This window comes from Nocardia sp. XZ_19_231 (assembly GCF_015355705.1).
GTDB classification, from domain to species: Bacteria; Actinomycetota; Actinomycetes; order Mycobacteriales; family Mycobacteriaceae; genus Nocardia; species Nocardia salmonicida.
Genome location: NZ_JACUZI010000005.1, coordinates 33,383 through 60,129 on the forward strand (window position 1 = coordinate 33,383; position 26,747 = coordinate 60,129).

A 26,747-nucleotide genomic window follows, 5' to 3' on the forward strand; every position below is an offset into this window, starting at 1 on the left:
CCAGTGGAAACCCTCTGACCTAGATCGGCTCGAGGTTGACAACTCGGTCACGAATGAAGAGAGTGCTGCGGCGACCACGGCGCGCGAAGATGTCGAATCCTGCTGCTGTGCCGCGTGAATGGGCCACGCGGCACAGCAGGGTCGAGGAAATCAGCGGCTCGCGGTAGCGGCCTCGACGATGACCTTCGCTACGGCGGCGGGCTGAGAGACGGTGAGCGCGTGCGAGGCGCCCTTGATCTCCACCGTTGCCCGGGAGCCCGCCCGTTCGGCCATGAACCGGTGCGCGGCGACCGGGATGTTGTAATCGGCGTCCGGGAACACGAACCAGGATGGCACGGACTTCCAGTTCGGCGCACCGGACTTCCCGTTGAGGGCGCGATCGTTGAGTGGGCGCTGGGTGGCGGCGTCCAAGGTGGCCTGGGCCGCGGGTACATCGGCTGCGAACTGTTGGTGGAACTTGGCGGGCTGAATGTAGAGGTCGGTGCTGCCGTCGGGCAGCGCCACCTTGTTCAGAGTGTCGCCGAGCGTGCTGCCGGGGAACTTGGCCGAGAGCTCCCCGATGGTCTCGCCTTCTTCAGGAGCGAAAGCCGCGACGTAGACCAGTCCCTTGACCTTGGAATCGTGGACCTGGGAAATGACTTGCCCGCCGTAGGAATGCCCGACCAGAACGACCGGTCCGTCGATCGAGGCAACCACGCTGCGGACGGTGTCGGCGTCACCGGAAACGCTGCGGAGTGGATTGCCGGCGGCGATGCTGGTCAGCCCCTGCTGGTTGAGTTGGTCGATCACGCCGTTCCAGCTGCTGGACTCGGCGAAGGCTCCGTGGACGAGGACGATGGTCGGCTTGGCCGGGGCGGGCTGGGCGCTGGCGCAACCCGCACTGGCGACGGTGGCCGTGAGACCCAATGCGACGGCGGTGAGCTTGACGATTGTGGTGATACGCATAGTGGTTTCCTAGAGAGAGCTGTTCGGGTGAGCGGAGAAGTTGTGTGCGAACGCGGCGACCGGGCTGTTGTCATCGGCATCGGGGAACACGAACCACGGCACGATCTTCCGGTTCGGCGTACCGGACTTGCCGTTGCGGGCGCGGTCGTTGAAATGACGGTGGGTGTGCTTCTGAAGGTGTGCTGAGGTGGTCAGTGCTCGAGGAAAGCGAGCAGGTCGGCTTCGAACGCGGTGCGGAATTCGCCGTGAAGGCCGTGCGGCGCACCGGGATACACCCGCAGCGTCGCGTTCTTGATCAACTCGGCCGACTTCATCGCCGAGTCGTGGAGCGGGACGATCTGGTCGTCGTCGCCGTGGGCGACCAGCACCGGCACGTCGATCCCGAGCAGGTCCTCGGTGAAATCGGTTTCGGAGAACTGGGCGATGCATTCGTAGGCGGCGCGCACTCCTACCTGCATGCCGAGTCGCCAGAACGCGCGGCGTGTACCTTCGGAGACGGTCGCATCGGGCCGGTTGAAGCCATAGAAGGCCTCGCTCAGATCCCAGTAGAACTGCGAGCGGTCGGCGGCGACGCCGGTGCGGATGCCGTCGAAGACCTCCATGGGAGTGCCGTCGGGGTTGGTGCCGGATTTGACCATCACCGGGGGCACCGCGCCCAGCAGCACCGCCTTGGCAACCCGACCGCTACCATGTCGACCCAGATAGCGAGCGACTTCGCCGCCGCCGGTGGAGTGGCCGACCAGTACCGCGTCGTGCAGGTCCAGGTGCTCGATCAGCTCGCCCAGGTCGTCGGCATAGCGGTCCATGGTGTTGCCGTCCCAGGTCTGGCTCGATCGGCCGTGACCGCGGCGGTCATGGGCAATAGCGCGATAGCCGCGCTCGGCGACCAAGCGGGCCTGGTCATCCCAGGCGTCGGCGCTCAGCGGCCAGCCGTGGCTGAAGACGACCGGCTGACCGGTGCCCCAGTCCTTGAAGAAGATCTCGGCGCCGTCGGTGGTGGTGAAGGTGTTGGTCATGCCGACAAAACTACGAGCGAACCCCCACTTGCGAATCAGTCGAATGACTGCACGGACGACTGAGTCATGGTGTCGGCCGATGACTCAGTCAGCCCCTGGTTTACTGCATCTACCTGCGTCGTCGCGTTGTGAAACCGTGCGGTTTCTGTCAGAATCGCGCGGTGATCGGTGAGAGTTCCCAGACGGTACTGGTCGGCCGAGACCGGTATTCGACGTTGCTTGGCGACCTGCTGGATGGAGCGGTCGCCGGAAACGGCTCGGCGCTGATCCTGCGTGGGCCCGCAGGTATCGGAAAGTCGGCTCTGCTGAACATAATTCGGGAGGCAGCAACCGGCCAGCACCTGACTGTCGTCGCCGCGGTCGGTGTCGAGAACGAAGCAGGCCTTCCGTTCGCGGGGCTGCACCAGCTTCTGCGTCCCCTCCATTCGGAGATGGCCAAGCTTCCCGTTTCTCATCAACGCCCTCTGCGCGCGGCGTTGGGACTGGAAGACGGAACCCCCGACCTGTATGCCGTGGCGCTGGCCGCACTGCAACTGGTCGGTGAGGCCGCCGCCGTTCGTCCGACGGTCCTGATCCTCGACGACCTGCACTGGCTCGACAGCTGTAGCGCCGATGTGCTCAGTTTCCTCGCGCGCCGGATCGGCGGTGACGCAGTCCTCGTACTCGGCGCCGTACGCGCCGGATCAGAGGATTCCGCGCGACTGGCGGGGCTGCCGGAAATTGTGGTCGAACCGCTCGACGAACGGGCCAGCGCGGCCCTGCTCGCGGCGCAAGCGCCCACGCTGTCGAGCACCGTGCGACAAAAACTGCTCAGCCAAGCCGCCGGAAATCCGTTGGCGCTCATCGAATTACCGCGTGCGATGCGTCAGACCACAGAGCGGGTGATCGAGGACTTCCCGTTGACCGCCCGGCTCGAAGCCGCCTTCGCCACACGGTCGGCCGAGCTCAGCGACCCGGCCCGGACCCTGCTCGTTGTTCTCGCCGCCGATGTCACCTGCGACGCGGGCAGGCTGTTGCGGGCGGCCACCGCCCTCGTCGGTGTCTCGGTCGGTCCCGCGCATCTGCAAGAAGCCATCGACGCGGGCCTGATCGAGATGGCGGGTCCCCTCCTGCGCTTCCGGCATCCGCTGATGCGTTCGGCCACCTATGTCCGGGCACCGCTGACCCAACGGCTCGGAGCGCACTCGATCCTGGCAGAGGTTCTCTCGGACTTCCCGGACAGACAACTCTGGCATCGTGCCGCCGCCACGCTCGGTACCGACGACGCCATCGCCGCGCAGCTCGAAGACTATGCCCAGCGATCGCGCGCACGTGGGGCCGTCATGGCCGCGGTCGCCGCTCTGGACCGTGCGGCGGAATTAGCCGAGCGACCCGATCACACAACCGCCCTGCTCCTGCAGGCCGCAGAACTGGCGAGCGAGACCGGCGCTCGGCGCGAGGCCGTCGACCTGCTGGACCGGGCCGACCTCAGCGTTTTGGGGCCTATCGAACGGGCGCGCTTGGCAGCGGTCGAGGAAGTCGTCGCATTTCAGCGCTATGGCGACTCCGATCGCCGCATCCGAGAGCTCGTCGGCATCGCCGCCGATGTGCACGCGGCAGGAAACACCGATCTGGCAGCGGGGATCTTGTGGTGTGCCGCCGCGCGATGCTCGTCCCAGGATGCCGACGACGCTTCACGCAAAGGCATTGCCGCCCAATTGGATTCCCTCGGCCTGCCCCCACATGACCCCCGAGTCCTCGCGGTCGGCGCGCTCAGCCTGCCGTGGGAGCGCGGCTCGGGGATCCTCGAGCACCTTGCACATGTCGATCCCGATCGCACTGACGCGGCCGCACTGCGTTTGCTCGGCTATGCCGCGCTGTTCCTCGGCGATTTCGGTCGGGGCACGGCATACATCGACGACGCCGCCGCGGTGAGCCGCAGCCAGGGGCAGCTCGGATTGCTCTCGGGCATTCTCGGCGCCGGGAACTGGACTCGTATCTGGCTCGGCGACTGGGACAAGGTCCGTGCCGAGTCCGAGGAGGCCCGCACGTTCGCCGAGGAAAACGGCCAGGAGTTCTATGCGGTGACCGGGCGTGCCAATCTGGCCATGGTCGCCGCGTTGCGTGGCGAACCCGAACTGGCTGCCGAGCATCTACGCGCGATCGGCGCCAGCCCGTTGTCCACCGGGATGCGCTGTATCCAGATCGTCGCGCAGCAGACCCGCGGCATGCTCCTGCTGTTGTCCGGGCGAGCCGAGGATGCATTCGCGACGCTGGCGCGGGTCTTCGATCCGATCGACCCGGTGAGCCACCCCATGCAACGCTGGTGGGTGGCCCCTGAACTCGCCGACGCCGCCGTTGCCTCCGAAAATGCCGGTGTCGCAAGGGAGTTGCTGGCCGACCTGCCGCAGCTAGCGAAGCGCGTACCCGCCTCGATGCTGCTCGTCGTCGACGAATACAGCCGCGCCGTCCTCGCCGATGACACCGATGCCGATGCCGCCTACACCGCTGCACTCCACGGTCAGGCCGGCACGTGGCCGCTGTACCGTGCCCGATTGCAACTCCATCACGGCCGCCGATTGCGGCGCCTACGCCGCACCGCCGAAGCCCGCGAACCGCTGCGCGAGGCCCGCGACATCTTCGATTCTCTCGGTGCCGACCCCTGGGCTCGAGCGGCACGGAACGAACTGCGCGCCGCGGGCGAAGCCAGCGCCCACCGTTCCTTCACCGCCCGCGACCAACTCACTGCCCAGGAACTCCAGATCGCCAACCTGGCGGCGGAGGGACTCACCAACCGCCAGATCGCGGAACGGCTCTACCTGTCCCACCGCACGGTCGGCTCGCACCTCTACCGCATCTATCCCCGACTGGGGATCACCAGCCGAGTCGAACTCGTCGCTGCCCTCTCCACGGTCGGCTGAGCGGCTCGACGAAGACGCTGCGCGCTGCCCGGCGCGGCGGCAGGCACCAGGGCCGTCGTCGATCGGCTCGGGATGATCGAGCCGCGAACAGCTGGTTCGGGTCATCGAAGGGAGCGGGCGAAGCGGCCCGGTGTGGTGCCGGTCCAGCGAGTGAAGGCGTGGCTGAACGCGGAAGCGTCGGCGTAACCGAGGCGCCGGGCGACTTCGTCGACGGTGGTGCCGAGGGTGAGGAGTTCTTCGGCGAGGAGGTGACGTGTCTCGGCGACCAGGCCGCGGTAGGAGGTGCCTTCGGCGTCGAGACGTCGGCGCAGAGTGCGCACACTCATGCGGAGGTCGGCGGCGATGTCCTCCTGTGCGGCGGTGACGCCGCGGCTCAGGAGGGCGGCGCGGACGCGGGCCGGGGTGCCGTCGCGTCGGCGTCGGCGTTGCATGACGCCGGCGGCTTGCTGTTCGGCGAGCGCGGCGACATGTGGATTCGCCTGGGGCATGGGAAGTTCCAAGATCTCCCGCGCGATAGTGAGCCGGCTGATCGGTGCGTCGAACAGGGGGGCGACACCGAGCAGTTCGGTGAACAGCGTGGCATAGGTCGGCGCGGGGCAAGCGAGTTCGACGGTCGTCGGTGGCACCGCCGCGCCGAGCAGTTCGCATTCGAGGGTGACGAGTTCGGCCAGGTCGCGTTCGAGTAGGAATTGGCGCAGCTCGGCCGGCACCGCCGAGTAGTCCAGCGTCACCGTGACGCCGGTGGCGGTTTCCTGGATGCGCCAGCGGGCGAAGGAATACGCGATGTCCATGTGCTCGATACCGATACGCAGCGCCTGGCGCACAGTTCGGCTCGTCATCACCGCGAACGCCCAGATACCGTGTGTGGCCAGGTGATATCGCTGCCCCGCGGACAGCCCGAGGCCGGGGATGTGCCCGAGACGCGTGACCAGGTTCTGGACGACCCGCAATTCCTGTGCGGCGCGGACCTCGCCGTTCGCGTCGTCCAGGACGGACAGGGTGATGCCGGAACCGTCGAGGCATTGCGCGATGGTCAAACCGTGGGTGAGGCCGAGTTGCACCAGGATCGCGGCGCTGGTGCTGGACCGCGGCATGTTCAGGTGGACCGCCATGTCTCCATCCTGGGACAGAATGGCCGGAAAGAACAGCTTATGGCCGCTTACATCATGGATTGGTGCTGGTTCGCTTCCTAACCTCGTGAGACGGGGACAGATGAGGAGTCGAAATGGGTATGCGCCTGCAGGGCACACGTGTGGCGGTCACCGGCGGTGCGAGAGGAATCGGGCGAGCCACCGCGGCGGCGTTGGCTGCCTCGGGAGCGCGGGTGGTGATCGGCGACATCGACGAGGACGCGCTGGCGGCGACGGCCGCGGAACTCACCGCGGCCACGGGTACCGAGGTGATCGGTGTCCGGCTCGATGTGGGTGATCCGGCGTCGTTCGAGAAATTCCTGGATCGGGCCGAAACGGAGCTCGGAGGTCTGGACGGGCTGGTCAACAACGCGGGAATCATGCCGACCGGCTCGTTCCTCGAGGAGTCGATGGATCTGGCCGACCGGCAGATGGCTATCAATCTGCGCGGGGTGATCATTGGATCGAAGCTCGCCGGTCGGCGGTTCGCCGGTCGCCGCCACGGCCACATCGTGAACGTGGCCTCCGTGCTCGGCCTGGTCGGAACGCCCGGCGTTGCGACATATTCGGCGACCAAGTTCGGCGTCGTCGGACTCGGCGCGGCATTGCATCAGGAGTTGGCGGCGTTCGACGTGCGGGTGAGCACCCTGTGCCCGGCCTTCGTCAATACACAATTGATCGCCGGGCTCACCCCGAACCGGCTCACCCGGGTGATCGGTTACGTCGAGCCCGAGGACGTCGCACGCGCGGTGGTCCACGCATTGGCTCACCGACGGGGCGGGCTGCGAGTTGTCCCGCGTATCAGCGGTATCGCCATCGCGCTGCTCACCACGATGCCGGAAGGGCTGCGTAATCGGCTCGGTCGACTACTGGGCAGCCACGACACCGTGTCCAACGCTGACATGTCGCAACGGGGGCTCTATCTCGGCCGCGCGGGACGAAGCTGAGAAGGACCCCGCCGCCGGATTGAACTGGTCGTCTCGCTGGGAGGTCCACCGGCGCAAGTAGAGAGCCGGTGACCACCTGCGCGCCCGGCGGTAGCGGCAGGCCCGCGGCGAACGCCGCGAGTTCGGGATCGTCGATCCACCTCGACGGGTAGCAGGCCGAGGCTGCCGTCGAGACAACGAACCGCAATTCAGCGTCCCGGACGAATGACGCAGCCGGGCAACGATCTTGAGCCTGCACACATCAGCCCCCGCCCGCGCCGCCCGCGTTGCCGCCCGAGGACCTCGCCCACCTCGACCGCATCATGCGGACGCTGCTCGACTCGTAGCGTGGAGTGGCCCGCGCGGTTACGGTTTTCCCATGGTGTGGTTATGAGGAAGTCGAATCAGGTCCATCACGAGGTGGCCAGGAGCGCGCCGTTCCAGGTGGCGGCGCGGGTGGGCCTGGTGGCATATGGCGTAGTCCATCTCCTCGTGGCCTGGGTCTGTGTTCAGGTAGCGCTCGGCGACCTCGACGGCGGCGGGGTCGGGAAAGCGGACAAGACCGGTGCGCTGCAGAACCTTTCGGAAAACCCCTGGGGCGGGTTCGTGCTCTGGCTCATCGCCGTCGGGCTCGGTTTCGCTGTGCTGTGGCAGTTGCTCGAGACCTTCACCGGCGTGCGGAACAGCAGGAAGGAGAAGATGCTCCGCGCGATGAACTTCGGTGAGGCGGTCCTGTTCGGTTACCTCGCCTACAGCGCGGCCAAGCTCGCGAACGGGTCGCCGGCCTCCTCGACCGACCAGGCGCAGCTGGGTCTCATCGGTAGCCTGCTCAGCAAGGAGTGGGGCAAGCCGGTGGTGATCGTCATCGGGCTTGCCATCGTCGTCGCGGGCTTGTTCGTCGCCTACCACGGCTGGTCGAGGCGGTTCCACGAGGAGCAGGACTTCCGCAGGGCGAGCCGGTCGACGGAACGGGTCGTGGTGCGGCTCGGGCAGTTCGGGTACGTGGCGCTCGGTGGGGTGTACGCCGGCGCCGGGATGCTCGTCATCGTGGCCGCCGTGCAGAGCCAGCCGCAGAAGGCGACCGGGCTGGACGTGGCGCTCAAGACATTGGCGGTCCAGCCGTACGGCACGGTGCTGCTGCTCGTCGTCGCGGTAGGCCTGGCCGCGTTCGCGATCTTCACGTTTCTCGACGCCCGGTTCCGCAAGGTCCACTAGCCTCACCCGCTCGAGCGGAGGCCCGATTCGGGGGCAGTGCTGTCCGCCGCCGTGCATCCCTACTCGACCGCGTGCTCGGGCAGTACACCCAACGACAAATACTGGTCGTGCGGAGCCGACCGCGCGAGCAACGAACGCCGGCGGGTGGGGGACATGCCCGGCATTCGGAGACCGTGCACAGGAGATGGTGACCACTCAGCCGCCGGCACCCGCCCTCCCAGAATGCACCGCCACGGCTATCGACGCAGTTTCGGACCGCGCCGACCGGGTAGATCCGGGTTGTTTCCGAATGATAGGTGACTTGCGCGATGATGCAGCAACAACGATGACCACTTTCAATATCGAACGCCTATACCTTGCAGCCGGAATCGCACTGCTATTGGCCGCGACGCTTCCTCGCCTCTTCAAAGATCGGGCGATCACCGCGCCGATGCTCATGTTGGGAGTCGGAGCCATCGGTGGACTCGTGATCGGGCCCAGCGGCCTGCAAGCGGTGTCACCCTTGTCTCATCCCACCGTGATCGAGCATCTCGCAGAGCTGTGTGTGATCGTGGCCCTGATGGGTGTCGGGCTCGCGATCGACCGGCCCTTACAGTGGCGCACCTGGGGCTCGACCTGGCGCCTGCTGCTGATCACCATGCCGCTGTGCATCGCAGCGGTAGCGGTGTTCGGATGGTGGGCGGCAGCGCTGACTCCTGCCGCGGCAGCTCTGCTGGCAGCTGCGCTGGCACCCACAGACCCGGTGCTTGCCTCGGATGTGCAGGTCGAGGGCCCGACGCCCGGCGGTGCCGGTTCAGCCGAGGAGGACGACGAAGTCCGTTTCGCGCTCACTTCGGAAGCGGGCCTCAATGACGCCCTGGCCTTCCCGTTCGTCTATCTGGCGATATTTCTCGCGACCAAAGGCTCGGTCCAGACCTGGATCGTCGGCTGGTTCACCTGGGAACTCATCGGCAAGATCGCGGTCGGTGCCCTCGTCGGCGGGATCGTCGGAAGTTTGCTCGGTCGTGGCTTGTTCCGATTCCCCATCAAGGACGCACGCCTCGCCGACCGCGGGGAACCGATCGTCGCCTTGGCTGCGGTGTTCGCCGTCTACGGGCTCACCGAACTCGTCGGCGGCTACGGATTTCTCGCGGTGTTCGCGTGCGCGATCGCTATTCGACGTATCGAGCGCGGCAGCGAATACCACGAACAGATGCACAGTCTGGTCGAACAGTTGGAACACGTTCTCACCTTGGTCGTACTACTCCTGCTCGGAGCGGCACTCACCACGGGCCTGCTTGCCGCTCTTTCTTGGCAGGGAGTCGCGGTCGGCATGCTCCTGGTCTTCGTTATTCGGCCTGTCGCAGGGTGGCTTGCACTGCAGCGATGTGCCGGGATGAGGCCCAAGGAGCGCGTCATCACGGCCTTGTTCGGCGTCCGTGGAATCGGTTCGATCTACTACCTCGCGTACGGCCTGACCCAGGCGGACCTCCGCTCGGAAGCTGGTGCGCTATGGGCGATCGCAGCGTTCACGATCGTTCTGTCCGTGGTCGTTCACGGCGCCAGCGCAGGCTGGGTGATGCAGTACCTGGAGAACGCACGTGTAAGCAGGTCACCGACCTAGCCGAACGGTGCCCCGCGCGGAATGCCGGTATGGATTGCGTGCCTGCGAACAGGAAGGCCAATACAGCAGCGGCAGGTGTGGCGAGTTCTTCGAGGGTCGGTGTGCTGATTGTTGTGCGAGTCAGGGCGATTGGGCCGAGTCCAGCCAGGCTCGCTATGGATGTCGCCGCGGCCACCCGACCGGTGGTGGTGCTTGATACATCTGCCCACTGGGTGCCGGTGGTGAGCCGGAAGTCGTTGTTACGGCAGCGGCGTTGCGCCTTTGCCCTCGGCTCGTTTGCGGTCGTAGAAGGTGCGGTGCTGTCGCCGACTCCGAACAGGATGCGGGCGCCGGTCCTGACTTCGATGCCCGGCATCGAGGCCAGGACCTGGGAAGGAGGGTGATCGGCCAACATCTCCTCGATATCGACTGCCATCTGTTTGCGATGCAACAGAACAGCGTTCAGCGCGTCAGCGAGTTTCGGCAGCATCGTCACCGCGGGAGCAGGACCCGGACCTGGTCTCTGATCTGTCGCACGATTTCTTCTATCGAGCTGGTGCTGTTGATCGTCGCTGCCATAGTGACGAACATGATCGCGGAGACTATGTGCGCGAGGGTTGCGGCGTCGCTGGGGGTGATGCGTTGGTCTCGCTTCAGCACGTCGGCGATGGCGATTTCGGTCTGCATGGTCAGGGCCAGCGCGTCGCGATGGTGGGGTTCCTCGAAATCACCGAAGACCATCTCCCGCAAATAGGTTCGTCCGTTGTCGACTTGTTTGCGATTGCACTCGACGATGCTGCCGACGATCGCCATGACCGCGTCGAGTATCTCGGGGATGTACTCGGCCGCCGAGGTGCCGCGTGCGAGCGCCTCGGCGTAGGTGGTGTTCTGTACGAGTAGGAGCAGTTCGCCCTTGTTCTTGACGTAGAGGAACAGGGTGCCTGCACCGATGTCGGCTTTGTCGGCGATCTCCTGGGTGGTGACTTCGTCGACGCCGCGTTCGGCGAAGAGCTCTTGGGCGGCGGCGGTGATCCGGTCGAGTTTCTGCTGTTTGTTTCGCTCGCGCCTGCCGGCTTGTCGGGGGACGGGTGACACCTCGGAGTCCTTCGCTGCTGTGTAGGTCTACTGTCGACGAGGCTATTGTGCCGTGTCGACGACACCGACCTCGACGCCACGGAGTTGCGGATAGAGCGCCTCGATCGGATTACTCAGAGCCGCCTTGACTTTGGCGGTCACCTCGTCGGCGATGACCTCGTACTCACCGGTCTCGACGGCGTCGTAGACCTTGCTCACCAGTTCCGCCGGAGACAATTTGGGTCCGTCGGCGTGTGCGGCCATGGGGGTGTCGACGTAGCCCATGTGGACACCGGTCACGTGGACCCCGCGGGGTGCGAGCTCGAGCCGCAGTGAGTTGGTGGCCGACCAGAGAGCGGCTTTGGAGGCACTGTAGGCGCCGCCGAATCCGTACCAGCTCGCCACCGAGTGCACGTCGACGAGCACCGACTCCGGCCCGGCGGTGAGGATCGGCGCGAACGCACGGGCGAGGAAGACCGGCCCGAAGAAGTTCGTCTCCATATTCGCGCGGATGTCGGCTTCGGTCGACTCGAGCAGGCTCGCGCTCGGCGGTGTGGCGCCAGCGTTGTTGACGAGCACGGTCACATCCGGCGCCGCGAGCACCGCCGCGGCGACCGAGGCGCCGTCGGTGATGTCGAGGGTGAGCGCGACGATGCGCTCGTCGTCCCATGGGCGCGGTGTGCGGGCCGTGGCGTAAACCTTGGTGGCACCGCGCGCGAGGGCTTGGTGGACGAAGTGGGTTCCGATGCCGCCGTTGGCTCCGGTGACCAGGACGACTGCTCCGTTGAGGGAAGGCATGTTCGGTTCTTTCTGTAGCTAAGGAATGTGCAGGGTTTACGCGAGGCTCGATCTATCGGGCGAGGAATTCGATTGCGGCGGGAGCGAACTCGTCGTGGTATTGGAAGATCCCGCCGTGCCCGGAGTCGGGGTAGATGATCAGCTCGCTATCGGGGATGCGTCGGTGCAGATCCTTGGAGAGGACTGAGGGCACCATGCGGTCGTTGTCGCCGTTGGCGATCAGGGTGGGCGTTGTGATCATGGCGAGGTTGTCGGGGGAGCAGCGTCCCCACTTCTTGATCGCGGTCAACTGAGTGCGAAGTGCTGTCACTGTGACGGGTGTGTCGCGGTCGGTGGTGCGTTCGGCGAGTCGGTGGATGAACGCACGCGCGGCCGACTTGCCGACGGTGTTGCGGGCGAAGAACAGGAATTCTTTGGGATCGGAGCGGGACACGGTGGCGCGCACGATGTCTCGGTAGGTGATGCCGGCGACCTTGTCGATGCCTTTGCCGCCCTTGGGTCCGGTGCCGGTGAGCACAAGTTTGCGAACCAGCGCAGGATGTTTCAGCACCAGCTCCTGGGCGACGAAACCGCCGAGGGAGAAGGCGAAGACGTCGATCTCGTCGAAGCCGAGCGCGGTGATGAAGGTGTAGGCGTCGTCGGCCATCGTCTCGACACTGTCGGGCACGCGGCCCGTGGACGCCCCGACACCACGGTTGTCGAAGGCGATGACATGGCGCTGCTGCGCGATGGGGTCGATGATCCGGGGGTCCCAGTTATCGAGGTTCGCGGCCAGGTGGACGAAGAAGACGACGGGGATGCCGCCTTTGGGTCCCAGTTCGCGGTAGGCGTAGGTCATTCCATCGGCCGCGATGGTGCGGGTGGGTGCATCCTTGTAGGAAGTGATGACATCCCTGTGTGTGCTCATGATGTTGTCCCGCTTCCTAGTTCGATGATCCGGGCTCGGTCAGGGCATTCTGATGACGGACTTGCCGCGGGTGCCACGGTCCTCCAGGGACTGCAGCGCTTGCGCGGTCTGGGCGAAGTCGAACACCCGGCCTACGACCGGGCGTAGGGCGCCGTCGTCGACGAGGGCGGCGATGTGGCGAAGCTGTGCACCGTCGGCGCGCATGAACAGGAACTCGTAGGTCACGCCGAGCCGCTTTGCCTGACGGCGGATTCCACTGCTGAGTACGGTGATCGCCAGCCGGAGAACGAGGTTCGCGCCGAGCTCGCGGGCGAAGGCGGGGTCAGGTGGTCCGGCGATGCCGATCGCCTTGCCGCCAGGGCGTAGCACTCGCAGCGACTTCTCGAGGTTCTTGCCGCCGAGGCTGTCCAGGACCAGGTCGTATCCGTCGAGTAGCTGTTCGAAGTCTTGATTGTGGTAGTCGATGACTACGTCCGCGCCGAGCGCGCGAACGAATTCGACGTTGCCTGTGCTGACCGTGGTGGCGACCGTGGCACCGAGGTGCTTGGCGAGCTGGATCGCGATCGATCCGACACCGCCCGCTCCGGCGTGGATGAGGACCCGTTGCCCCGGCTGCAGGTTTGCGCGTTCGACGAGGGCTTGCCATGCGGTCAAGGCGACCAGCGGCAGCGAGGCAGCGTCCTCGAAGCTGACCGAGGTCGGCTTGAGCGCCAGATCGGCCTCGGCAATCGCGATGCGCTCGGCGAAGGTGCCGATGCGGCCCTTGTCCGGGCGGGCATAGACCTCGTCGCCGAGCTTGAACCCCTGCACCTTCGCCCCGACATCGATCACCGTTCCTGCCAGGTCGTTGCCGAGAGTCAGCGGCAGTTCGTAGGGGAGGATTCGCTTGAACTCGCCCGCCCGGATCTTCTCGTCGAGAACATTCAGCCCGGCGGCCTTGACCTGCACGAGCACGTCGCGCTCTCTGACGACGGGCTCGGGAACATCCGCTTGCTGTAGCGGGCCCTTGTACTGATTGACGACGAACGCTCGCATGAGGACTTTCCTTGTCGTTCGATGATCGGGACCGAGGCAGATTAATGAGAGGAATCAATAATGAGCATACTCAGTAATGACGGACTGGCAACCGACCGAGTCGGCGCCGCTTTCGGGTGCCGAACCTCATGCGGTGGTCCTGCTCGAGGCTGTGGCCTGGCAACGCAACCATCCCGGTGACGGTGAGGGCCCAGTCGTGCGGGTGGGAAAGGCCGGGTGAGCCCCACCGAGGAGATCAGGTTTCAGATCTCCGCGACCTGGTCCTTCATGGATCTCGGCGTATGACGCTTCGGGGCTAGTCGTCTGTCTCGGTCGACAGCACCACATCCGCGACCGTCGTCAAATGTGCACGGCCGCCGTCGGTGCTCACCTGCTCCAACACGAGGCGGCTGGTCCGACCGCGCAGATGCAGAGTCGCTATCTGGTTGCCGAAGAAGGGGCCGGTGACCCGACTCCACTCGACCGACACGGGGGGAACGGTGGACACCCGGTTCAGGAGGAAACGTGTCACCCGTTCGGCGGCCCGACTCCACGAGACCCGGAAGATCACCTTCATGGCGGTCGGAACGTAGTTGTGCATCGGCGAACAGGTCAGCTGGTAGACCCGGGACCTCACGGCGTCGGGGAACTGCGCTTGCGCGGCATAGGCATGGTGAACGTCGCCGGACAGCACGCAGATCGTGGCGGGCGCCCGTCCTCCCGGGCCGCTGCTCTGTCCGCGCCCGACGCGGGCGATGAGCCGGGCGAGCCGGTCGAATGAATCTCGGAAGGCGGCCCAGTGTTCCAGATCCGCTGAGCGCCGCAATCTTTCGGACCATGCGGTCACACGTCGGCCCCGCACCCCTGAGGCCAAGCGCTCATTCCACGACTCCAGGTCGTGGACGGCGCGCGGCAGCAGCCACGGGAGCGAGCTCCCCAACAGCAGGTGGTCGTAGTCGCCCTCGGTCTGTCGTTCGATCCACGAGAACTCGGGCTCGGAGACCATCGACCGCGTGTCGGCACCGAGTATGCGACCGCACCGTGAATCGATGACGAGCAGCCGGGTGGTGCCGAGATCGCGGCGATACGACCACAGCGCTCCCTTGGCGCCATCGGCTTCTTCGTCCGCTGCGGAGGCGAAATCGCGGAGCAACTCCGCGCAGTCGCCGCCCTCGGATCGGATCCGCTGGTAGAGCTCGTCGTCGGCCAGGGCGGCGGGCGAGAGGTTGCCCAGGTGCTGGTAGATCCAGTACGACGACAACGCGCCCACGATGCGTTCCTCCCACCAATCGGTGGCCTCGATCTCGTCACGCCACGATCTCGAGGTGTTCCAGTCGTCGATGACGTCGTGGTCGTCGAAGATCATCGACGACGGAACCGTGGACAGCAGCCAGCGCACCTGCGGGTCGGACCATGACTCGGAATAGAGCCACGTGTACTCCTCGAAGTTGCGGATCTGGGCGCCCGGCGGTTGGTCGAGGTCGTGCAACTCGTCGATGCGACGCAGGATCTCCGGAGACAGCTCATCGGCGTAAACCTGGTCGCCGAGCAGTAACAATGCGTCGGGCAGATTTTCGGGTGGGCGTTCCATGACTCGCCGCGCATAAGCGTCGAGAGCGTCGGCGTCGAAGTTGTCGTCGTCCTGCGTCGCCGTCGGTGTGGCGAATCGGCACGAGCCGAAGGCGAGGATCAGATCGGCGTCGCCTCTGAGCGTGCGAATGACGGACGGGTGCGGGGCGTCGGGCAGCGGCCAGACGCGCTCCCGATCGAGACTGACCTCGTACCGCGTGACGGAACCGGCCGCCAGTCCCGTAATCAGGACGAGAGCGTAGTGGTGTCCGGCGATGGTCCAGGTGTGTTCGTGGTGGCCGAGGACCTCGACAGTGCACGGTGCGGACGTCTCGACCCAGACGGTGGCGTCGCATTCGCCGACGTGACGCAGCAACGGACCCAGAACCAGCTCGGTCCTACTTTCCGGCAGTCGTGCCATCAGTCCAGACTATGTCGTGGACCGGCTGTCGAGGGGGCATTCTGGATTCCGATGAACGCTACGACGACACACTCGATCGCGTGATCGGCATGCTTTCGCGTTGGCCGATCACTCGGCATCGGCCCGTGGAATCGGGTGGGCACTGACGTCAGCGAGTGCGTCGGCGATCGTGTCGAGCGGCGTTGCTGCGGCGAATTCCAGGCTGAGTCGGTGTGCTGCGATTCGATAGCTGGGGTCGGACAGAATCCGATCGACCGCAGTGTCGATGTCGGTCGGTGTCGGATGTGCGGTGCCGAGGTCGATTCCGGTACCGGTGTAACCCACGCGTGCCGCGACTTCGGCCTTGTCCGCGGTTTCTCCAGCGACGATCACGGGTTTGCCGTAGCGAAGCGCGTGCTGTACGCCGCCGTATCCGCCGTTGGTGATCACGACGTCGACGGTCGGCAGCAGTTGTTCATAGGGCAGGTAATCGGTGACGAAGACGTTCGTCGGTATGGGGCAGCGGAGTGTGTGGATCGGCCCGCCGCCGGTGGTGGCGATGACGAAACAGTCCTCCCTGTCGGCGAGCGCGCGCAGGGTGGCGCCGATGAGCTGATCGAGGTTGGTGTTGTCCCAGGTCCCTTGGGTGACGTGGATGATGGTGCGTGCGGTGCTCAGCTGATCCAACCAGGGCGCGACACTGGGTTCGCTGGCTGAGTTCGGAAACATCGGGCCGACAAAGCTGACATTGTCGGGCAGGTCAGCTCGCGGGTATTCGAAGCCGGGCACGGTCAGCTGGAGCATTTTGTCGGCCAGTCGAGGCCAATCGGTGAGGAACACCGGTGAGGGTCCTGCACCGACCTCGCGCAAGGCACGGTTGAGTCGGTTCTGCGTGCGGGCGAACAGGACACGATGAACGAACCGGGTCATCTTGGTGTAATTCACCGAGGGTTGCGGTGGCCATCCCATCCCGAACGGTGGGGTCTGAGCGCTGGACAACGTCAACGGGCTGACGCCGCACACCAGAATCGGAGGACGCGGATGCGCTGTGAGCAGGCAGGCGAGGGCGCCGGTGAAGGCGAGGTCGACCAACACAGCATCGACCGGCTCGCGACGCAGGACCGCGTGCATGGCGTCGAACTGCGCGGCCAGGGGCGCGATGAACACCGAGTCGAGTTCTGCCCGCCCCCGCATATAGCGGCGGATCGTCGGCGCAAACCGGCTCGGTGGCGCCGATGCTGAGGGCGGGATCTGGGCGTCGCGGGGCAGCGTCGCCAGGCGCATTCCGGCGCGGCGAACGCGGTCACTGTACTGGTCGCCGGTGAGCAGGCATACGTCATGGCCGCGTCGCTGCAGATCTGCGCCGATTCCCAGCATGGGCAACACGTGGCCGGCGATGGGGGTTGCGGCCAGTAGGTAGCGAGCCAAGGAGTTCCTCGAGGTGGTGGTCGAATCTTCATCCCGACGGGGGCGTGTTGTTGTTCAGCGGCGGGCCACCACGCGCCCGATCGCTGGCAGCCTTCGGCCGTCAATCATCATGTCGACGTAGAGCGTCGGGTTTGTGCACCGCAACGCTGCCGTTCTTGTCGCTTCGCACCTTGTACTGCGGATCGGCTGGGGATGCCCGGACCGTGCGGCCGCCGGCTTCGGTATCGGAGGTGATCGTTTCTTCGACCGTGCCGATGACTGTGCTGCCGTGGCTATTCCATTCGACCTTGTCGCCCTTGCTGAAGCTGCGTTCAGTCATCGTCTCGGCCACCAATCAGATCGTGTGTGCACGGCTAGCGGGGTCGGTCGATATCACCACGCCATGCTCCCGTTTCCGATCCACGGCGTTCGATCATCTGCACGGTAACCCGGGTGGTCGTGTCGCCGAGTCGGGCGCACCAGCCATCCCCGCGGTACCACCCCGAAATGAGCTCGTCCCGGCTGGGCCGCGCTGGAACTGCAATCTCGGTGCTCTCGTTGATGCGGGTCAGGGGCTGGGTTGTGGCACATGGCAGTCGGTCACCTTGGGATTGACCCCGACATAGTTCAGTGGCCCCGCGATCACGGTCACCGCAATCGTCCCGACATCGGCGCAGTTCTGTTCTGCGTCGGTGAAATATCCGCGTTGTCCGGCCGCGATCGCACCGATGATCAGCCATACGAGCACGAGCAAGGTGATCAAACGCATTACGCACCTCCTCCGTTTCGAGGGACGGACCGGAGGCCGAGCCCTAGCGGGTTTCCTCACGTTCGTTCTGATCGGTCGAGCGTGCCTCGATACGTTGCTGAAGTAACGGCCATTGACAATCATCAGTACCCGTAGAACTACGCTGCAACCCCTAGGCTAATTCAACCGCTCGCGTGGCAGTACTGTCAATGTGGCGACACCACATTCCACGTCTACATTGCGGGTATGGGGGAGTGCTGCCCGATGACGCGACGTCCCACACGAACCCGCCCCCAACGGCCGCGACAACGGGCAGATCATTTCAGCGAGCATGTTGAGGGCCGCGGTCGCGGCGGGCTTGCTCGAGGATCTCAGCGCCCTATGGCCTCGGGGGCGCGAGTCCTCAGCAAACTCCTCAGCGTGTTCGGCTTGCCCGGCTCGATCACTGGTTCTTCGAGGTCAGGGTCGTATTTGTCATCGCCAACAGGTTTGGACTCGTTGGTCGGTGCTTACGTCCTGTCCCGTCGATGGGGTCGCGGGTGCGCTGAGATCGCGCCAGAGCGCACGATGCCGATACCCGCTGACACCAGCGCCCCATCCAACGAGCTATTGAACACCGAACACGCATTCTTCCGTGCCATCCGCCATGTTGCATCCCACACTGCGGTGTGCATTCCGGCGGAATGAAAGAAGCCGGTGTTATCGGGCGCGTCGGGGCTTCTGTGCCCGGCGGCATAGTTGAGCCCGGATTCGAGACCGAGCAAGATTTTCCGGACACGCAACTATGGTTGCTAATACCCAGGGCCGTCGCCAGCAGCTCGGTCACAATAATTCAGTCGGACATGCGCAAAGCCTCCACCGGGCAGCTGTCGACCGCCAGCCGCACGTCGTCGAGTTCGGCTTCGGATACCTGGTCCGTCAGCACCGTCACGTTGCCTTCGTCGTCGACTCGAAAGATGTCGGGCAGCAATGCTTCGCACATGCCGTGGCCCTCGCAACGGGTGCGGTCGGCGGCGATCTTCACGCGGACACCGAGGCGCCGAGGTGTTCGAGTCGGATGGGTAGGCCATCGAGGGGGACAGGGCCGGTCGCCCAGCCCATCGGCGGCGTGTAGTCGGCGGGCACGGTCCAGCGGTAGTGCAACAGCATGCGGTGCATGATTGCCTTGACTGTCATACCGCCGAAATAGAGTCCGATGCATTTGTGTGCGCCACCGCCGAAAGGGGCCCAGGTATAGCGGTGAGCCTTGTCCTCGTGCCGTTCGGTCGTGAACCGTTCGGGATCGAACACGTCGGGGTCGTTCCACCAGCGGGCCTGACGCATGGCCGAGTACGAGCCGATCATCACCAAGGTGTCAGCGGGAACGAACTGACCCTGAATCGCGGTATCCCGCACGGTTTCGCGGACCTGCTGCCCGACAGGGGAGTACATCCGCAGAATCTCTTTGAAGACCAGATCCAGGGTCGGAAGCCGGTCCAGGTCGGCGTAGTCGAGTGACTCCTTGCCCAACGCCTGCGATTCGGCGCGCAGCCGGTCCTGCCATTCGGGATGCAATCCGAGCTGATAGCCCATCATCGACACCGCGATCGTGCTGGTGTCGTGCGCGCCGAGCAGGACGAAGATCAGATGGTCGACGATATCCTGGTCGGTGAATGTATGGCCCTCCTCGGACGCGGTGCGGCACAACACGCTGAACAGATCCTCGCCATTTCCCGCGCGTTTGGCAGGCAGTTCGCGACGACAGTAATCCTCGAGCACTGCGCGCCCGCGCAGTCCGCGTGCCCACAGACCGCCGGGCAGATTGGTGCGCACCAGCGCCTGGCCGCCACGCACCGCATCGATGAACGCCCGCTCCAGCCCGGCGGCCTCGGACCCAAGATTCGCCCCCATGAACACTTCCGAGGACAAGCCGAGCAGCAGGCGTTTGGCCGCCGGATAGAGCTGGAAATCGCGATTCGGAGTCCAGTCGCGCATACCGCGCTCGATGGCCGGGCTGGTGATATCGAGATAGCCGACCAACCGCGGCCGGGTGAAGGCCTGCTGCAGAATCCGGCGGTGGTAGCGGTGTTCCTCGAAGTCGCGCAGCAAGATGCCGCCGTGGAAGAACGGGCCGATGAAGAACGTGTAGCCGCGCTGCGCGGAATACACCTTGTCGCGGTCGGCGAGTACCTCTTCGGTGGCCTCCGGTCCGGCGACCATGACAACGCGTCGCCCGACAATTCCGGCCCAGTGCACCGGCCCGTACTTGTCGAAGCGGCGGCGGGCGAAATCGAGACTGTCGCTCATCGCGGGTATGGCGTGCCCGATGAGCGGGACACCGTAATCGCCCATGATCGGACGTAATCCGCTGCCGGGCAGCGGGTCTGCCAGCGCGCGGGTCCGCGAAGGATATCGCTCGGCAATGGCGGATACGGCGGATTTGGCCCGTCGGCCCAGGGTCGACATCATGTTCGTTGTCCTCTCGCACCGTTGCGATGTGGTGTGACTTGGAACATACAGGAATCAGTCGTTTCCGTAAACGATTGATTCCTGTTTCTGATGCGGCATACTGAGGGTTGTGACACGGGCAGCGACCGGCATCTATCGCGGCACCTCGGCCGAACAGCGACGCGACGAACGCCGCCAGCGGCTGATGGAAGCTGCCCTCGACATCATCGGCACCCAGGGCTGGGCTGCGACCACCGTGCGCGGAGTCTGCGAACAGGCCAAGGTCGGTCCGCGGTTCTTCTACGAGAGCTTCGACGACCTCGACGCACTCGCCGCCGCCGTACACGACGAGATCATCGAAACCGCGATCCGCAGCTCATTGGACGCACTCGCCGCCGCACCGGATGACATCGCAGCCAAAACGCGGGCAGCCGTCACCGCCATCCTCACTTCCGTCGTCGACGACCCCCGCCGCGCACGCGTCGCTTTCGCCGAGGCGCACGGCAGCGAAATCCTGATGCGCCGCCGCGCCGCCGCCATGCGCACGATCGCCGACGTCGTCGCCGAACAGGAACGCGCACTGTTGGACCCGCCGGCGGGCAGTGAAACCCTGGTCCGTGCGGTCTCTCTGATGATCACCGGCGGCGCCGCCGAATTGGTCCTGGCCTGGCTCGACGGCGGTATGGGCATCAGCCGCGATGAGCTGATCAACCTGTGCGTCGAATTCGTGCTGACCTTTGCCGACAACCTGACCACGATGGCCGCCCGATTGGCGCATTGAATGCGCGCACTGGACGGCGGAGTCTTCGGCTGCAAGGTCATGTCTCCCAATCGAGTTCCGTTTCTCCTCCGATAGGCCGTCGGGTCGGGCGTCATGTTCGCCGTGGCGGGACCTGCCCGAGGTGTTCGGTCCGTGGCAGACCGTGTGGAAACGGCACCGCCGCTATGCCGCTGACGGCACCTGGGATCGGGTGTTGGTCGCGTTGACCGCGTTAGTGGACGCGACTGGGAACTTCGATCGGGTGGTTTCGGTCGATTCGACGATCGTGCGGGTGGCGCGGTTTCCGGCCCGGATGGTGAGTGATGAGCCGACTGATCACAGGATCAGCCGGTCTCGGTCGAGCGAACCGCCATCGCGCAGCCTCAATTCAGCGCGGCGAGATGATGTAATGAGCGCCTATGGGTTCCGGCTCCATCGAGGAGGCAAATCGCATGCGCTCGAGATCGATTTTCGCCGTAGCTTCCACCCTGGTCGCGTTGCTCTCCGGGGCACCGGCCATCGGTGCGGCCGCGCCGGCTGGACCGTGCAGTTCGGGCACTCCCGACACCGCGCCGGCGACCACCACTTTCTATGATGACGACCGCCAGTATCTCGGTCCCGACCCACTGCCGACGCAGCCACCGGTCGGTCCGCTCCTGGCTGGATATCAGCGGTTCGGGGCCCTGAACGCTGACCAGTTCGTCGCGAAATACCGTACCGAGCAGGGGTGGTGGATCTACCCGCCCGAGGACGGATTCGTCGTGCGTGCCGGACACACCATGCGCCACCCGCAGGCATTGCCACCGGGCAAACGGGTCGACCGTTTCGGCTACGCGGGCGGCAAATTCCTCGCACCGCAAGAGGACTCGTTTGCCGCCCGCGCCCTACCGCCGCAGAACCTGAACACCCCGACCGGCACACCGCTGAGCAACTACCACCTGTATTGCGTGCTCAAACCGTTCCAGGTCGACGCGGGCCCGATCGCGGCCTGGTTCGAACAGCCCGGCGGCGGCACCCAGTACAAACTGGAGTCGAACTACCTCCCCGAAGCCGGTCCAGCCCTGAGCGTCACCTGGCTGCTGCAGAACGGCTACCTCGTCGAAGAACGACCGTCCTGAGCGGAGTGACCACCATGAATCGCCATGAACTCGCCGACGCCCTCACCGCCGCCGGCTTGCCTCCCGAGTCGTTCCAGATCGCCGAGGTCCACGAGACCAGTCCACCACCCACCGACTTCTGGTTCCTGCGCCCCGGCTCCGACGACGGCTGGGAGGTCGGTGCCTACGAGCGGGGACGATTCGACGTGCGGGCGAACTTCGACACCGAAGCCGATGCCGCCCAATGGATGCTGACCACCCTCACCGGCGCACCATCGAACTGACGAAAACTGGGTAAAACCGCAAACAGCAGAGGGCATCCTGGCTCTGTAAGTGGCCGCGGCGCGGCCCCTGGGGGTTGTGTCGCGTCCAACCGTTGTATAGACGTGCAGGCGAGTGTTGTTGCAGCACAGCTGTATCCGGTGACAGGTTGGGCAGGGGCCGGTCAGTGCGGGGTGCTGATGTAGTCGGCTCTTGCTGGAATTGGTGCGTTCGGCGAGTTCGAAGGCGCGCATGAGATGCCCGGGTGCGTTGCCGAGGGCGTCGAGTACCTGCCAGTCGGCCTCGGAGAGATCGTTGTCATCACGGAGTCTGCGACTGAGCCACTGCCACAGTTCGCTCTCCATCGGGAAGAAACTCGTCCACAGCTTCCACTCCTGTGCGGACGCCACCGGAAAACTGTATTCCCCTGAGTCGGGGGACGACGATGGTTCGGTCATGCGGTGATCGGCAGGTCGCCGGGTTCCGGCACCGGCGTCCAGAGCGTGTTGGGTATCTCGGCGCGCAGGATAGGCGCGACCTCGCCGAAGAACCGTTCGAGGTAGCCCTTCGTTGTGGCGAGATCTGGTCCCGCGCTTTCAACGCCGTAGCGGACGCGATAACGATTCCGGATGGACACGGTATAGCCGTTGTTGCTGACGCCAAGGATCGTCAGGCTGCCGCCTACGCGTTCGATGTTCTCGGCGACGAAGTTGCCGTTCGTGTAGCCGACGGTGTGGGCGATGTCATCGAGAGTGGCTGCCGCGAAACCGTTTTCGGCGAACACCTTCTCGGCGGCGTTCAGGACGCGCGCGCGGGTGCATTCCTATCGCTGCTCTTTCGTTCAACGCTCGATCGCCACGTAAGAGATCCTAGCTGGCATCTCAGAATCTAGTCGTCATAGTAGATACCCGGTGGTATCTTGGTGAAGGGCCGACTGCCGAGAGGATACGGACTTCGCCGTGGAAGGTGGGCTTCCGTTGCGGCGTGCCGGTGCTATCGAGCGCATCGCTGAGTCGCCGCTGTCGGCGATCGGACCTGCAAGCGCTGCAAGGACGCAATCCAGAAGGGGCAGTTGTATGAGCGAACTGTCGGACAAGAAGACCTTCGAGGTCACCGAACCAATCGACACCACAACAACTCTCGGAGCCGGAACCCGGCAGCCGACCAGGGCCGTCTACATCTGGGCGATCATCGGCTCGCTACTCCTGGCGCTTCAGGTCTACGTGTGGATCAGATGGATCACGGGCCCCTACTTCGAGCGGGTACCCACCGGGGCGAGCGATCCGCCGATGCTCATGAAGACCATCCTCACCATCTGGACGGCCGCCATCATCATCGGTCTGCCCATCGCCGTTTACTGGTGGATCATCAGGCCGTGGCGGCGCGAGCGCCGGATCACCCTGGACGGCATACTGCTGGTGTCCATGGGCCTGATGTTCTTCCAGGACCCGTTCCTGAACTACCTGAACACGTGGTGCACCTACAACACCTGGCTGTTCAACAGGGGTTCTTGGACTCCCTATGTTCCGGGCTGGGTATCGCCGGAAGAACCGGGCGCCCAAGTCGCCGAACCGCTGCTGATGAATATCCCGGGTTATGCGTGGGGCGTGCTACTCATCACGATCGGCGTCTGCTGGTTCATGCGGAAGGTCAAGGCGCGCTGGCCCGGGATCAGCAACGTCGGGTTGATCGGCGTGACCTTCGCCTTCAGCTTCGTCCTCGATTTCGTCATGGAAGCCTGCATGCTGCTGCCGCTCGGGCTCTACACCTACCCGGGCGCGATCCAGTCGGTGTCGTTCAACGCGGGTCACTACTACCAATGGCCGATCTACGAGGGCGTGATGTGGGGCGCGGTCCAAGCCGGACTGGCCTGTCTGCGTTACTTCACCGATGATCGCGGGCGCACGCTCGCCGAGCGTGGACTCGATCAGGTCAGAGGGGGCATCGTCCGGCAGCAACTCATCCGTTCCCTGGCGATCTTCGCCGCCGTCAGCGCGATCTTCTTTCTCTTCTACAACGTTCCGGCGCAATGGTTCGGCCAGCACGCGGATCCTTGGCCCGCCGATATTCAGGAGCGTTCGTACTTCACCGGGGGCATCTGCGGGGAGGGGACCGACAAGCCCTGCCCCGATCCCGCGCTGCCGATGCCGCGTAAGGACTCCGGTTACATCAATACCGACGGAAAACTCGTCCTTCCCGACGGGGTCGAGTTCCCCGAGGTCGTGCCGATCGATCGCGCGAACTGACCGGGCTCCCCTCGAAAGGAAACAGCAGTGGACGCAAGACACCCATCGACAGAATCCAGCCGGAAGCGCCAGAGCTTTCATTTCGACCGCCACAATCCCGAATACCGGGAAAGGTTCGAGGCGATCACGCACGAGATGCACCAGCTGTGCCCGATAGCCTGGACCGACACCCACGACGGCCACTGGGTCGCGGCGGGCAACCGTGAAGTCTTCGAACTCGCTCGCTGCCCCCATGTTTCGAACGATCGGGACTACAAGAACGAGCGCCGGGGCTATCTGGGGATCACCATTCCCTACAGCGAGCCGGTCATCCCGCTGCGCAACGGAATTCTCGAGATGGACGATCCGGAGCACCGCCTGTTCCGCGCCGTTCTCAATCCCTACCTGTCTCCCAGTGCGGTCCGGCGGTGGGAGCCCTTCATCGACGAGATAGTGCGAGCCTGCCTCGACGAGAAGATCGAGTCCGGGCAGATCGACTTCGTCGACGACCTCGCGAACATCGTTCCGGCCGTCCTCACGCTCGCCATGCTCGGTGTTCCCCTGCGGAAGTGGGCGGTCTACAACGAGCCGGCCCATGCCGCGGTCTACACCCCGCCGGATTCACCCGATCGGGAACGGGTCCAGAACCTCAACATTGCGATGGGCATGGACCTGCTCGCCAACCTGCACGAGATCCGCGAAGATCCGCGCCCCGGCCTGATCGATGCTCTGGCTCGCATGGAGATCGCTGGTGAGAAGCCGGAGGAGATCGACCTTCTCGGCATTCTCGGCCTGCTCATCGGCGGGGGATTCGATACCACGACAGCGCTCACCGCCCACTCGCTGGAGTGGCTGTCGCAGCACCCCGCCGAACGGGAAACCTTGAGCCGGGAACGCGACACGCTGCTGAACCCGGCAACCGAGGAGTTTCTGCGGTACTTCACCCCGGCTCCGGGGGACGGCCGAACCATCGCCGCGGACTGCGAGGTCGCCGGGCAGCAGTTCAAGGAGGGGGAGCGCTTATGGCTGTCCTGGGCGATGGCCAACCGTGACGCCGCCGTCTTCCCGTCCCCTGACGAAGTCGTGCTCGATCGGAAAGGGAACCGGCACTTGAGTTTCGGGCTCGGCATCCATCGGTGCATCGGGTCCAATGTGGCGCGCACGGTCTTCAAGCGGATGCTGGTCGCGGTTCTCGATCGCATGCCGGACTTCCACTGCGATCCCGACGGCGCGGTTCACTACGAAACGATCGGCCTCATCCAGGGGATGCGGCAGCTTCCCGCGACCTTCAGCCCTGGACCGCGGCTGGGGCCCGGACTGAACGAAACGATCGACGAACTGCAGCGCATGGTGCACGAGCAACAACTCGCTGCACCGGTCACCGCAGCAACCTGAGCCGGGGGATCGGCATCATGGCGTTCTCCGCAACGCCGATCCGCAAAAGCTGGCACCCACGAGATCTTGCCGCGCTTGAACGAAATCGAGGACGTGCAGAGCCGCGCCAGGTACGGGTCTTGACAGGTCGGTCGTCGGTTCGGGCGCCACCGAGGGCCAGATCGTCGAACCCGTCGACGAGTGGCGTTTGAAGCGGGCGACGTGGCCGGCCGCGAAGTCGGTCGAGGTCGAGAAGTTATCCGAGCCCCGAGGCTGCCACGACGGTGATCGGTGAGACGTCGGACCGTGCCCGGCGCGACCAGCGGCATCGCCGGACGCCGTCTTGACGGGTCCGTGTGGCAGGAAAGCAAGTTCGGTGTGTGGAGCGCCGATGCTGGTCAGTTCGGTCCGGGTCGACCGGAGGCAGCAGTGAGGCTCCGAACGAGCAAGTCGATGACCGCTCGCTTATCCGCCTCGTCGCGCTGATGGGTGAGGAGTCCTTCGATGACGAAGGTGCCGATGGCGGACATGGCGGCGAGGTCGGTCTCGGTGACTCCGGCCGCGCGGAGGTTGTCGGCGAACAGCGCGTCGGCCACCTGGTGGAAACCGGCGTGCCAAACGTCGATGGCGGGGGAGGCCGCTACGCGGGCGTGCACGGTGTTGACGAGCCCGTGCAGCTGTTCCAGCTGGTCGACCACCCACAGCAGCCGGTCGTTCAACGAGAGGCCGTCGATCTCGGCGTAGGTGGCGAGTGCCTCGGCCAGGATGCGGTCGAGGACCGCGATGAGCAACTCGTCCTTGTCCTGGAAGTACCAATAGATCGTATTGGCAGTGACTCCTGCGCTTTTGGCGATCCGCGCCGTGGACGCCGATTCGAAGCCGTCGTCGATGAACAGGCGCTGCGCGGCGGCGATGATCTCCTCGCGTTTCTCCTCGCGGTCCTGCGGGCGTCGATTCCTTGGCACCTCACCA

The 26,747-nt window shown here is 65.1% G+C and carries 25 protein-coding genes and 1 pseudogene; 11 read left to right on the forward strand and 15 right to left on the reverse strand.

Translation table 11 applies throughout. From position 1 onward, the window contains the following. Nucleotides 1-150: 150 nt before the first annotated feature. Both IBJ82_RS22100 and IBJ82_RS22105 read right to left on the reverse strand, forming a co-directional pair. Complete coding sequence (locus IBJ82_RS22100) at nucleotides 151-945, reverse strand: alpha/beta fold hydrolase (RefSeq protein WP_194827887.1); 795 nt, start codon at nucleotides 943-945, stop codon at nucleotides 151-153. A 191-nt stretch (nucleotides 946-1,136) separates the two neighbouring features. After that, a complete protein-coding gene (locus IBJ82_RS22105) occupies nucleotides 1,137-1,961 on the reverse strand; it encodes an alpha/beta fold hydrolase (RefSeq protein ID WP_194827888.1) in 825 nt (274 codons plus the stop codon). Between the two features lie 161 nt (nucleotides 1,962-2,122). Here IBJ82_RS22105 and IBJ82_RS22110 point away from each other — a divergent pair, with 161 nt between their 5' ends. Further along, nucleotides 2,123-4,861, forward strand: a complete 2,739-nt coding sequence (locus tag IBJ82_RS22110; RefSeq protein ID WP_194827889.1) for a LuxR family transcriptional regulator — start codon at nucleotides 2,123-2,125, stop codon at nucleotides 4,859-4,861. A gap of 101 nt (nucleotides 4,862-4,962) precedes the next feature. Here the strand turns inward: IBJ82_RS22110 and IBJ82_RS22115 are convergent, their stop codons facing one another. After that, nucleotides 4,963-5,973: an AraC family transcriptional regulator gene (locus IBJ82_RS22115; RefSeq protein WP_194827890.1), complete on the reverse strand. Its 1,011-nt coding sequence runs from the start codon at nucleotides 5,971-5,973 to the stop codon at nucleotides 4,963-4,965. A gap of 113 nt (nucleotides 5,974-6,086) precedes the next feature. On the opposite strand from IBJ82_RS22115, the gene IBJ82_RS22120 reads away from it, so the two are divergent. The 3 genes from IBJ82_RS22120 to IBJ82_RS22130 all read left to right on the forward strand — a co-directional run bounded on the left by IBJ82_RS22120 (nucleotide 6,087) and on the right by IBJ82_RS22130 (nucleotide 9,735). Then, the gene (locus tag IBJ82_RS22120; protein WP_194827891.1) at nucleotides 6,087-6,938 is read left to right on the forward strand and encodes an SDR family NAD(P)-dependent oxidoreductase; all 852 of its coding nucleotides are present in this window, start codon (nucleotides 6,087-6,089) and stop codon (nucleotides 6,936-6,938) included. Between the two features lie 369 nt (nucleotides 6,939-7,307). Beyond that, entirely contained in the window at nucleotides 7,308-8,132 is an 825-nt protein-coding gene (locus tag IBJ82_RS22125; RefSeq protein ID WP_194827892.1) for a DUF1206 domain-containing protein, read from the forward strand. 325 nt (nucleotides 8,133-8,457) lie between these two features. Then, nucleotides 8,458-9,735: a sodium:proton antiporter gene (locus IBJ82_RS22130; RefSeq protein ID WP_194827893.1), complete on the forward strand. Its 1,278-nt coding sequence runs from the start codon at nucleotides 8,458-8,460 to the stop codon at nucleotides 9,733-9,735. 471 nt (nucleotides 9,736-10,206) lie between these two features. Here the strand turns inward: IBJ82_RS22130 and IBJ82_RS22135 are convergent, their stop codons facing one another. Genes IBJ82_RS22135 through IBJ82_RS22150 form a run of 4 tightly spaced genes read right to left on the reverse strand, consistent with a single transcriptional unit; the run spans nucleotide 10,207 to nucleotide 13,528 of the window. Next, entirely contained in the window at nucleotides 10,207-10,809 is a 603-nt protein-coding gene (locus IBJ82_RS22135; protein WP_194827894.1) for a TetR/AcrR family transcriptional regulator, read from the reverse strand. Nucleotides 10,810-10,851: 42 nt separating this feature from the next. After that, nucleotides 10,852-11,586: an SDR family oxidoreductase gene (locus IBJ82_RS22140; RefSeq protein ID WP_194827895.1), complete on the reverse strand. Its 735-nt coding sequence runs from the start codon at nucleotides 11,584-11,586 to the stop codon at nucleotides 10,852-10,854. Between the two features lie 52 nt (nucleotides 11,587-11,638). Next, a complete protein-coding gene (locus IBJ82_RS22145) occupies nucleotides 11,639-12,493 on the reverse strand; it encodes an alpha/beta fold hydrolase (RefSeq protein WP_194827896.1) in 855 nt (284 codons plus the stop codon). Between the two features lie 39 nt (nucleotides 12,494-12,532). Next, nucleotides 12,533-13,528, reverse strand: a complete 996-nt coding sequence (locus tag IBJ82_RS22150; protein ID WP_194827897.1) for an NADP-dependent oxidoreductase — start codon at nucleotides 13,526-13,528, stop codon at nucleotides 12,533-12,535. Between the two features lie 76 nt (nucleotides 13,529-13,604). Between IBJ82_RS22150 and IBJ82_RS22155 the strand changes: the two genes are divergently transcribed. After that, nucleotides 13,605-13,748: a hypothetical protein gene (locus tag IBJ82_RS22155; protein WP_194827898.1), complete on the forward strand. Its 144-nt coding sequence runs from the start codon at nucleotides 13,605-13,607 to the stop codon at nucleotides 13,746-13,748. A 75-nt stretch (nucleotides 13,749-13,823) separates the two neighbouring features. On the opposite strand, the gene IBJ82_RS22160 is transcribed toward IBJ82_RS22155, so the two are convergent. The 6 genes from IBJ82_RS22160 to IBJ82_RS22185 form a co-directional block, all read right to left on the reverse strand. Beyond that, nucleotides 13,824-15,497: an alkaline phosphatase D family protein gene (locus IBJ82_RS22160; RefSeq protein ID WP_194827899.1), complete on the reverse strand. Its 1,674-nt coding sequence runs from the start codon at nucleotides 15,495-15,497 to the stop codon at nucleotides 13,824-13,826. A gap of 108 nt (nucleotides 15,498-15,605) precedes the next feature. Next, nucleotides 15,606-16,904, reverse strand: a complete 1,299-nt coding sequence (locus tag IBJ82_RS22165) for a glycosyltransferase (protein ID WP_194827900.1) — start codon at nucleotides 16,902-16,904, stop codon at nucleotides 15,606-15,608. 100 nt (nucleotides 16,905-17,004) lie between these two features. Then, entirely contained in the window at nucleotides 17,005-17,223 is a 219-nt protein-coding gene (locus tag IBJ82_RS22170) for a DUF2945 domain-containing protein (protein ID WP_194828411.1), read from the reverse strand. A gap of 228 nt (nucleotides 17,224-17,451) precedes the next feature. Beyond that, the gene (locus IBJ82_RS22175; protein WP_063003567.1) at nucleotides 17,452-17,652 is read right to left on the reverse strand and encodes a hypothetical protein; all 201 of its coding nucleotides are present in this window, start codon (nucleotides 17,650-17,652) and stop codon (nucleotides 17,452-17,454) included. Nucleotides 17,653-18,463: 811 nt separating this feature from the next. Continuing rightward, nucleotides 18,464-18,655, reverse strand: coding sequence for a ferredoxin (locus IBJ82_RS35435; protein ID WP_194827901.1), 192 nt, complete (start codon nucleotides 18,653-18,655; stop codon nucleotides 18,464-18,466). After that, nucleotides 18,652-20,079: a cytochrome P450 gene (locus tag IBJ82_RS22185; protein WP_370585425.1), complete on the reverse strand. Its 1,428-nt coding sequence runs from the start codon at nucleotides 20,077-20,079 to the stop codon at nucleotides 18,652-18,654. The genes IBJ82_RS35435 and IBJ82_RS22185 overlap by 4 nt, the downstream gene beginning before the upstream one ends. Nucleotides 20,080-20,188: 109 nt before the next feature. Here IBJ82_RS22185 and IBJ82_RS22190 point away from each other — a divergent pair, with 109 nt between their 5' ends. The 4 genes and pseudogenes from IBJ82_RS22190 to IBJ82_RS22205 all read left to right on the forward strand — a co-directional run bounded on the left by IBJ82_RS22190 (nucleotide 20,189) and on the right by IBJ82_RS22205 (nucleotide 22,199). Next, on the forward strand, nucleotides 20,189-20,839 hold the full coding sequence (locus tag IBJ82_RS22190; RefSeq protein ID WP_194827902.1) for a TetR family transcriptional regulator: 651 nt from the start codon (nucleotides 20,189-20,191) through the stop codon (nucleotides 20,837-20,839). A 97-nt stretch (nucleotides 20,840-20,936) separates the two neighbouring features. Further along, nucleotides 20,937-21,033, forward strand: a pseudogene (locus IBJ82_RS35440) (transposase); the annotation flags it as partial. Nucleotides 21,034-21,270: 237 nt separating this feature from the next. Then, the gene (locus IBJ82_RS22200) at nucleotides 21,271-21,936 is read left to right on the forward strand and encodes a TNT domain-containing protein (protein ID WP_194827903.1); all 666 of its coding nucleotides are present in this window, start codon (nucleotides 21,271-21,273) and stop codon (nucleotides 21,934-21,936) included. Between the two features lie 14 nt (nucleotides 21,937-21,950). After that, entirely contained in the window at nucleotides 21,951-22,199 is a 249-nt protein-coding gene (locus tag IBJ82_RS22205) for a hypothetical protein (protein WP_194827904.1), read from the forward strand. A 431-nt stretch (nucleotides 22,200-22,630) separates the two neighbouring features. Here the strand turns inward: IBJ82_RS22205 and IBJ82_RS35445 are convergent, their stop codons facing one another. Beyond that, entirely contained in the window at nucleotides 22,631-22,978 is a 348-nt protein-coding gene (locus IBJ82_RS35445) for a TetR family transcriptional regulator (RefSeq protein ID WP_370585467.1), read from the reverse strand. Between the two features lie 274 nt (nucleotides 22,979-23,252). Between IBJ82_RS35445 and IBJ82_RS22215 the strand changes: the two genes are divergently transcribed. Both IBJ82_RS22215 and IBJ82_RS22220 read left to right on the forward strand, forming a co-directional pair. Next, on the forward strand, nucleotides 23,253-24,422 hold the full coding sequence (locus IBJ82_RS22215) for a spirocyclase AveC family protein (protein WP_194827905.1): 1,170 nt from the start codon (nucleotides 23,253-23,255) through the stop codon (nucleotides 24,420-24,422). 27 nt (nucleotides 24,423-24,449) lie between these two features. Then, a complete protein-coding gene (locus IBJ82_RS22220; RefSeq protein ID WP_370585427.1) occupies nucleotides 24,450-25,796 on the forward strand; it encodes a cytochrome P450 in 1,347 nt (448 codons plus the stop codon). Between the two features lie 377 nt (nucleotides 25,797-26,173). Here the strand turns inward: IBJ82_RS22220 and IBJ82_RS22225 are convergent, their stop codons facing one another. Next, entirely contained in the window at nucleotides 26,174-26,740 is a 567-nt protein-coding gene (locus IBJ82_RS22225) for a TetR/AcrR family transcriptional regulator (protein ID WP_194827906.1), read from the reverse strand. Nucleotides 26,741-26,747: the final 7 nt, after the last annotated feature.

Bases quoted from the DNA above. Each gene is read 5' to 3' on its own strand.
- IBJ82_RS22100 (WP_194827887.1), bottom strand. From the start codon at position 945: ATGCGTATCACCACAATCGTCAAGCTCACCGCCGTCGCATTGGGTCTC.
- IBJ82_RS22105 (WP_194827888.1), bottom strand. From the start codon at position 1,961: ATGACCAACACCTTCACCACCACCGACGGCGCCGAGATCTTCTTCAAG.
- IBJ82_RS22115 (WP_194827890.1), bottom strand. From the start codon at position 5,973: ATGGCGGTCCACCTGAACATGCCGCGGTCCAGCACCAGCGCCGCGATC.
- IBJ82_RS22120 (WP_194827891.1), top strand. From the start codon at position 6,087: ATGGGTATGCGCCTGCAGGGCACACGTGTGGCGGTCACCGGCGGTGCG.
- IBJ82_RS22125 (WP_194827892.1), top strand. From the start codon at position 7,308: ATGAGGAAGTCGAATCAGGTCCATCACGAGGTGGCCAGGAGCGCGCCG.
- IBJ82_RS22130 (WP_194827893.1), top strand. From the start codon at position 8,458: ATGACCACTTTCAATATCGAACGCCTATACCTTGCAGCCGGAATCGCA.
- IBJ82_RS22140 (WP_194827895.1), bottom strand. From the start codon at position 11,586: ATGCCTTCCCTCAACGGAGCAGTCGTCCTGGTCACCGGAGCCAACGGC.
- IBJ82_RS22145 (WP_194827896.1), bottom strand. From the start codon at position 12,493: ATGAGCACACACAGGGATGTCATCACTTCCTACAAGGATGCACCCACC.
- IBJ82_RS22150 (WP_194827897.1), bottom strand. From the start codon at position 13,528: ATGCGAGCGTTCGTCGTCAATCAGTACAAGGGCCCGCTACAGCAAGCG.
- IBJ82_RS22155 (WP_194827898.1), top strand. From the start codon at position 13,605: ATGACGGACTGGCAACCGACCGAGTCGGCGCCGCTTTCGGGTGCCGAA.
- IBJ82_RS22160 (WP_194827899.1), bottom strand. From the start codon at position 15,497: ATGGCACGACTGCCGGAAAGTAGGACCGAGCTGGTTCTGGGTCCGTTG.
- IBJ82_RS22170 (WP_194828411.1), bottom strand. From the start codon at position 17,223: ATGACTGAACGCAGCTTCAGCAAGGGCGACAAGGTCGAATGGAATAGC.
- IBJ82_RS22175 (WP_063003567.1), bottom strand. From the start codon at position 17,652: ATGCGTTTGATCACCTTGCTCGTGCTCGTATGGCTGATCATCGGTGCG.
- IBJ82_RS22185 (WP_370585425.1), bottom strand. From the start codon at position 20,079: ATGATGTCGACCCTGGGCCGACGGGCCAAATCCGCCGTATCCGCCATT.
- IBJ82_RS22200 (WP_194827903.1), top strand. From the start codon at position 21,271: ATGCGCTCGAGATCGATTTTCGCCGTAGCTTCCACCCTGGTCGCGTTG.
- IBJ82_RS22205 (WP_194827904.1), top strand. From the start codon at position 21,951: ATGAATCGCCATGAACTCGCCGACGCCCTCACCGCCGCCGGCTTGCCT.
- IBJ82_RS22215 (WP_194827905.1), top strand. From the start codon at position 23,253: ATGAGCGAACTGTCGGACAAGAAGACCTTCGAGGTCACCGAACCAATC.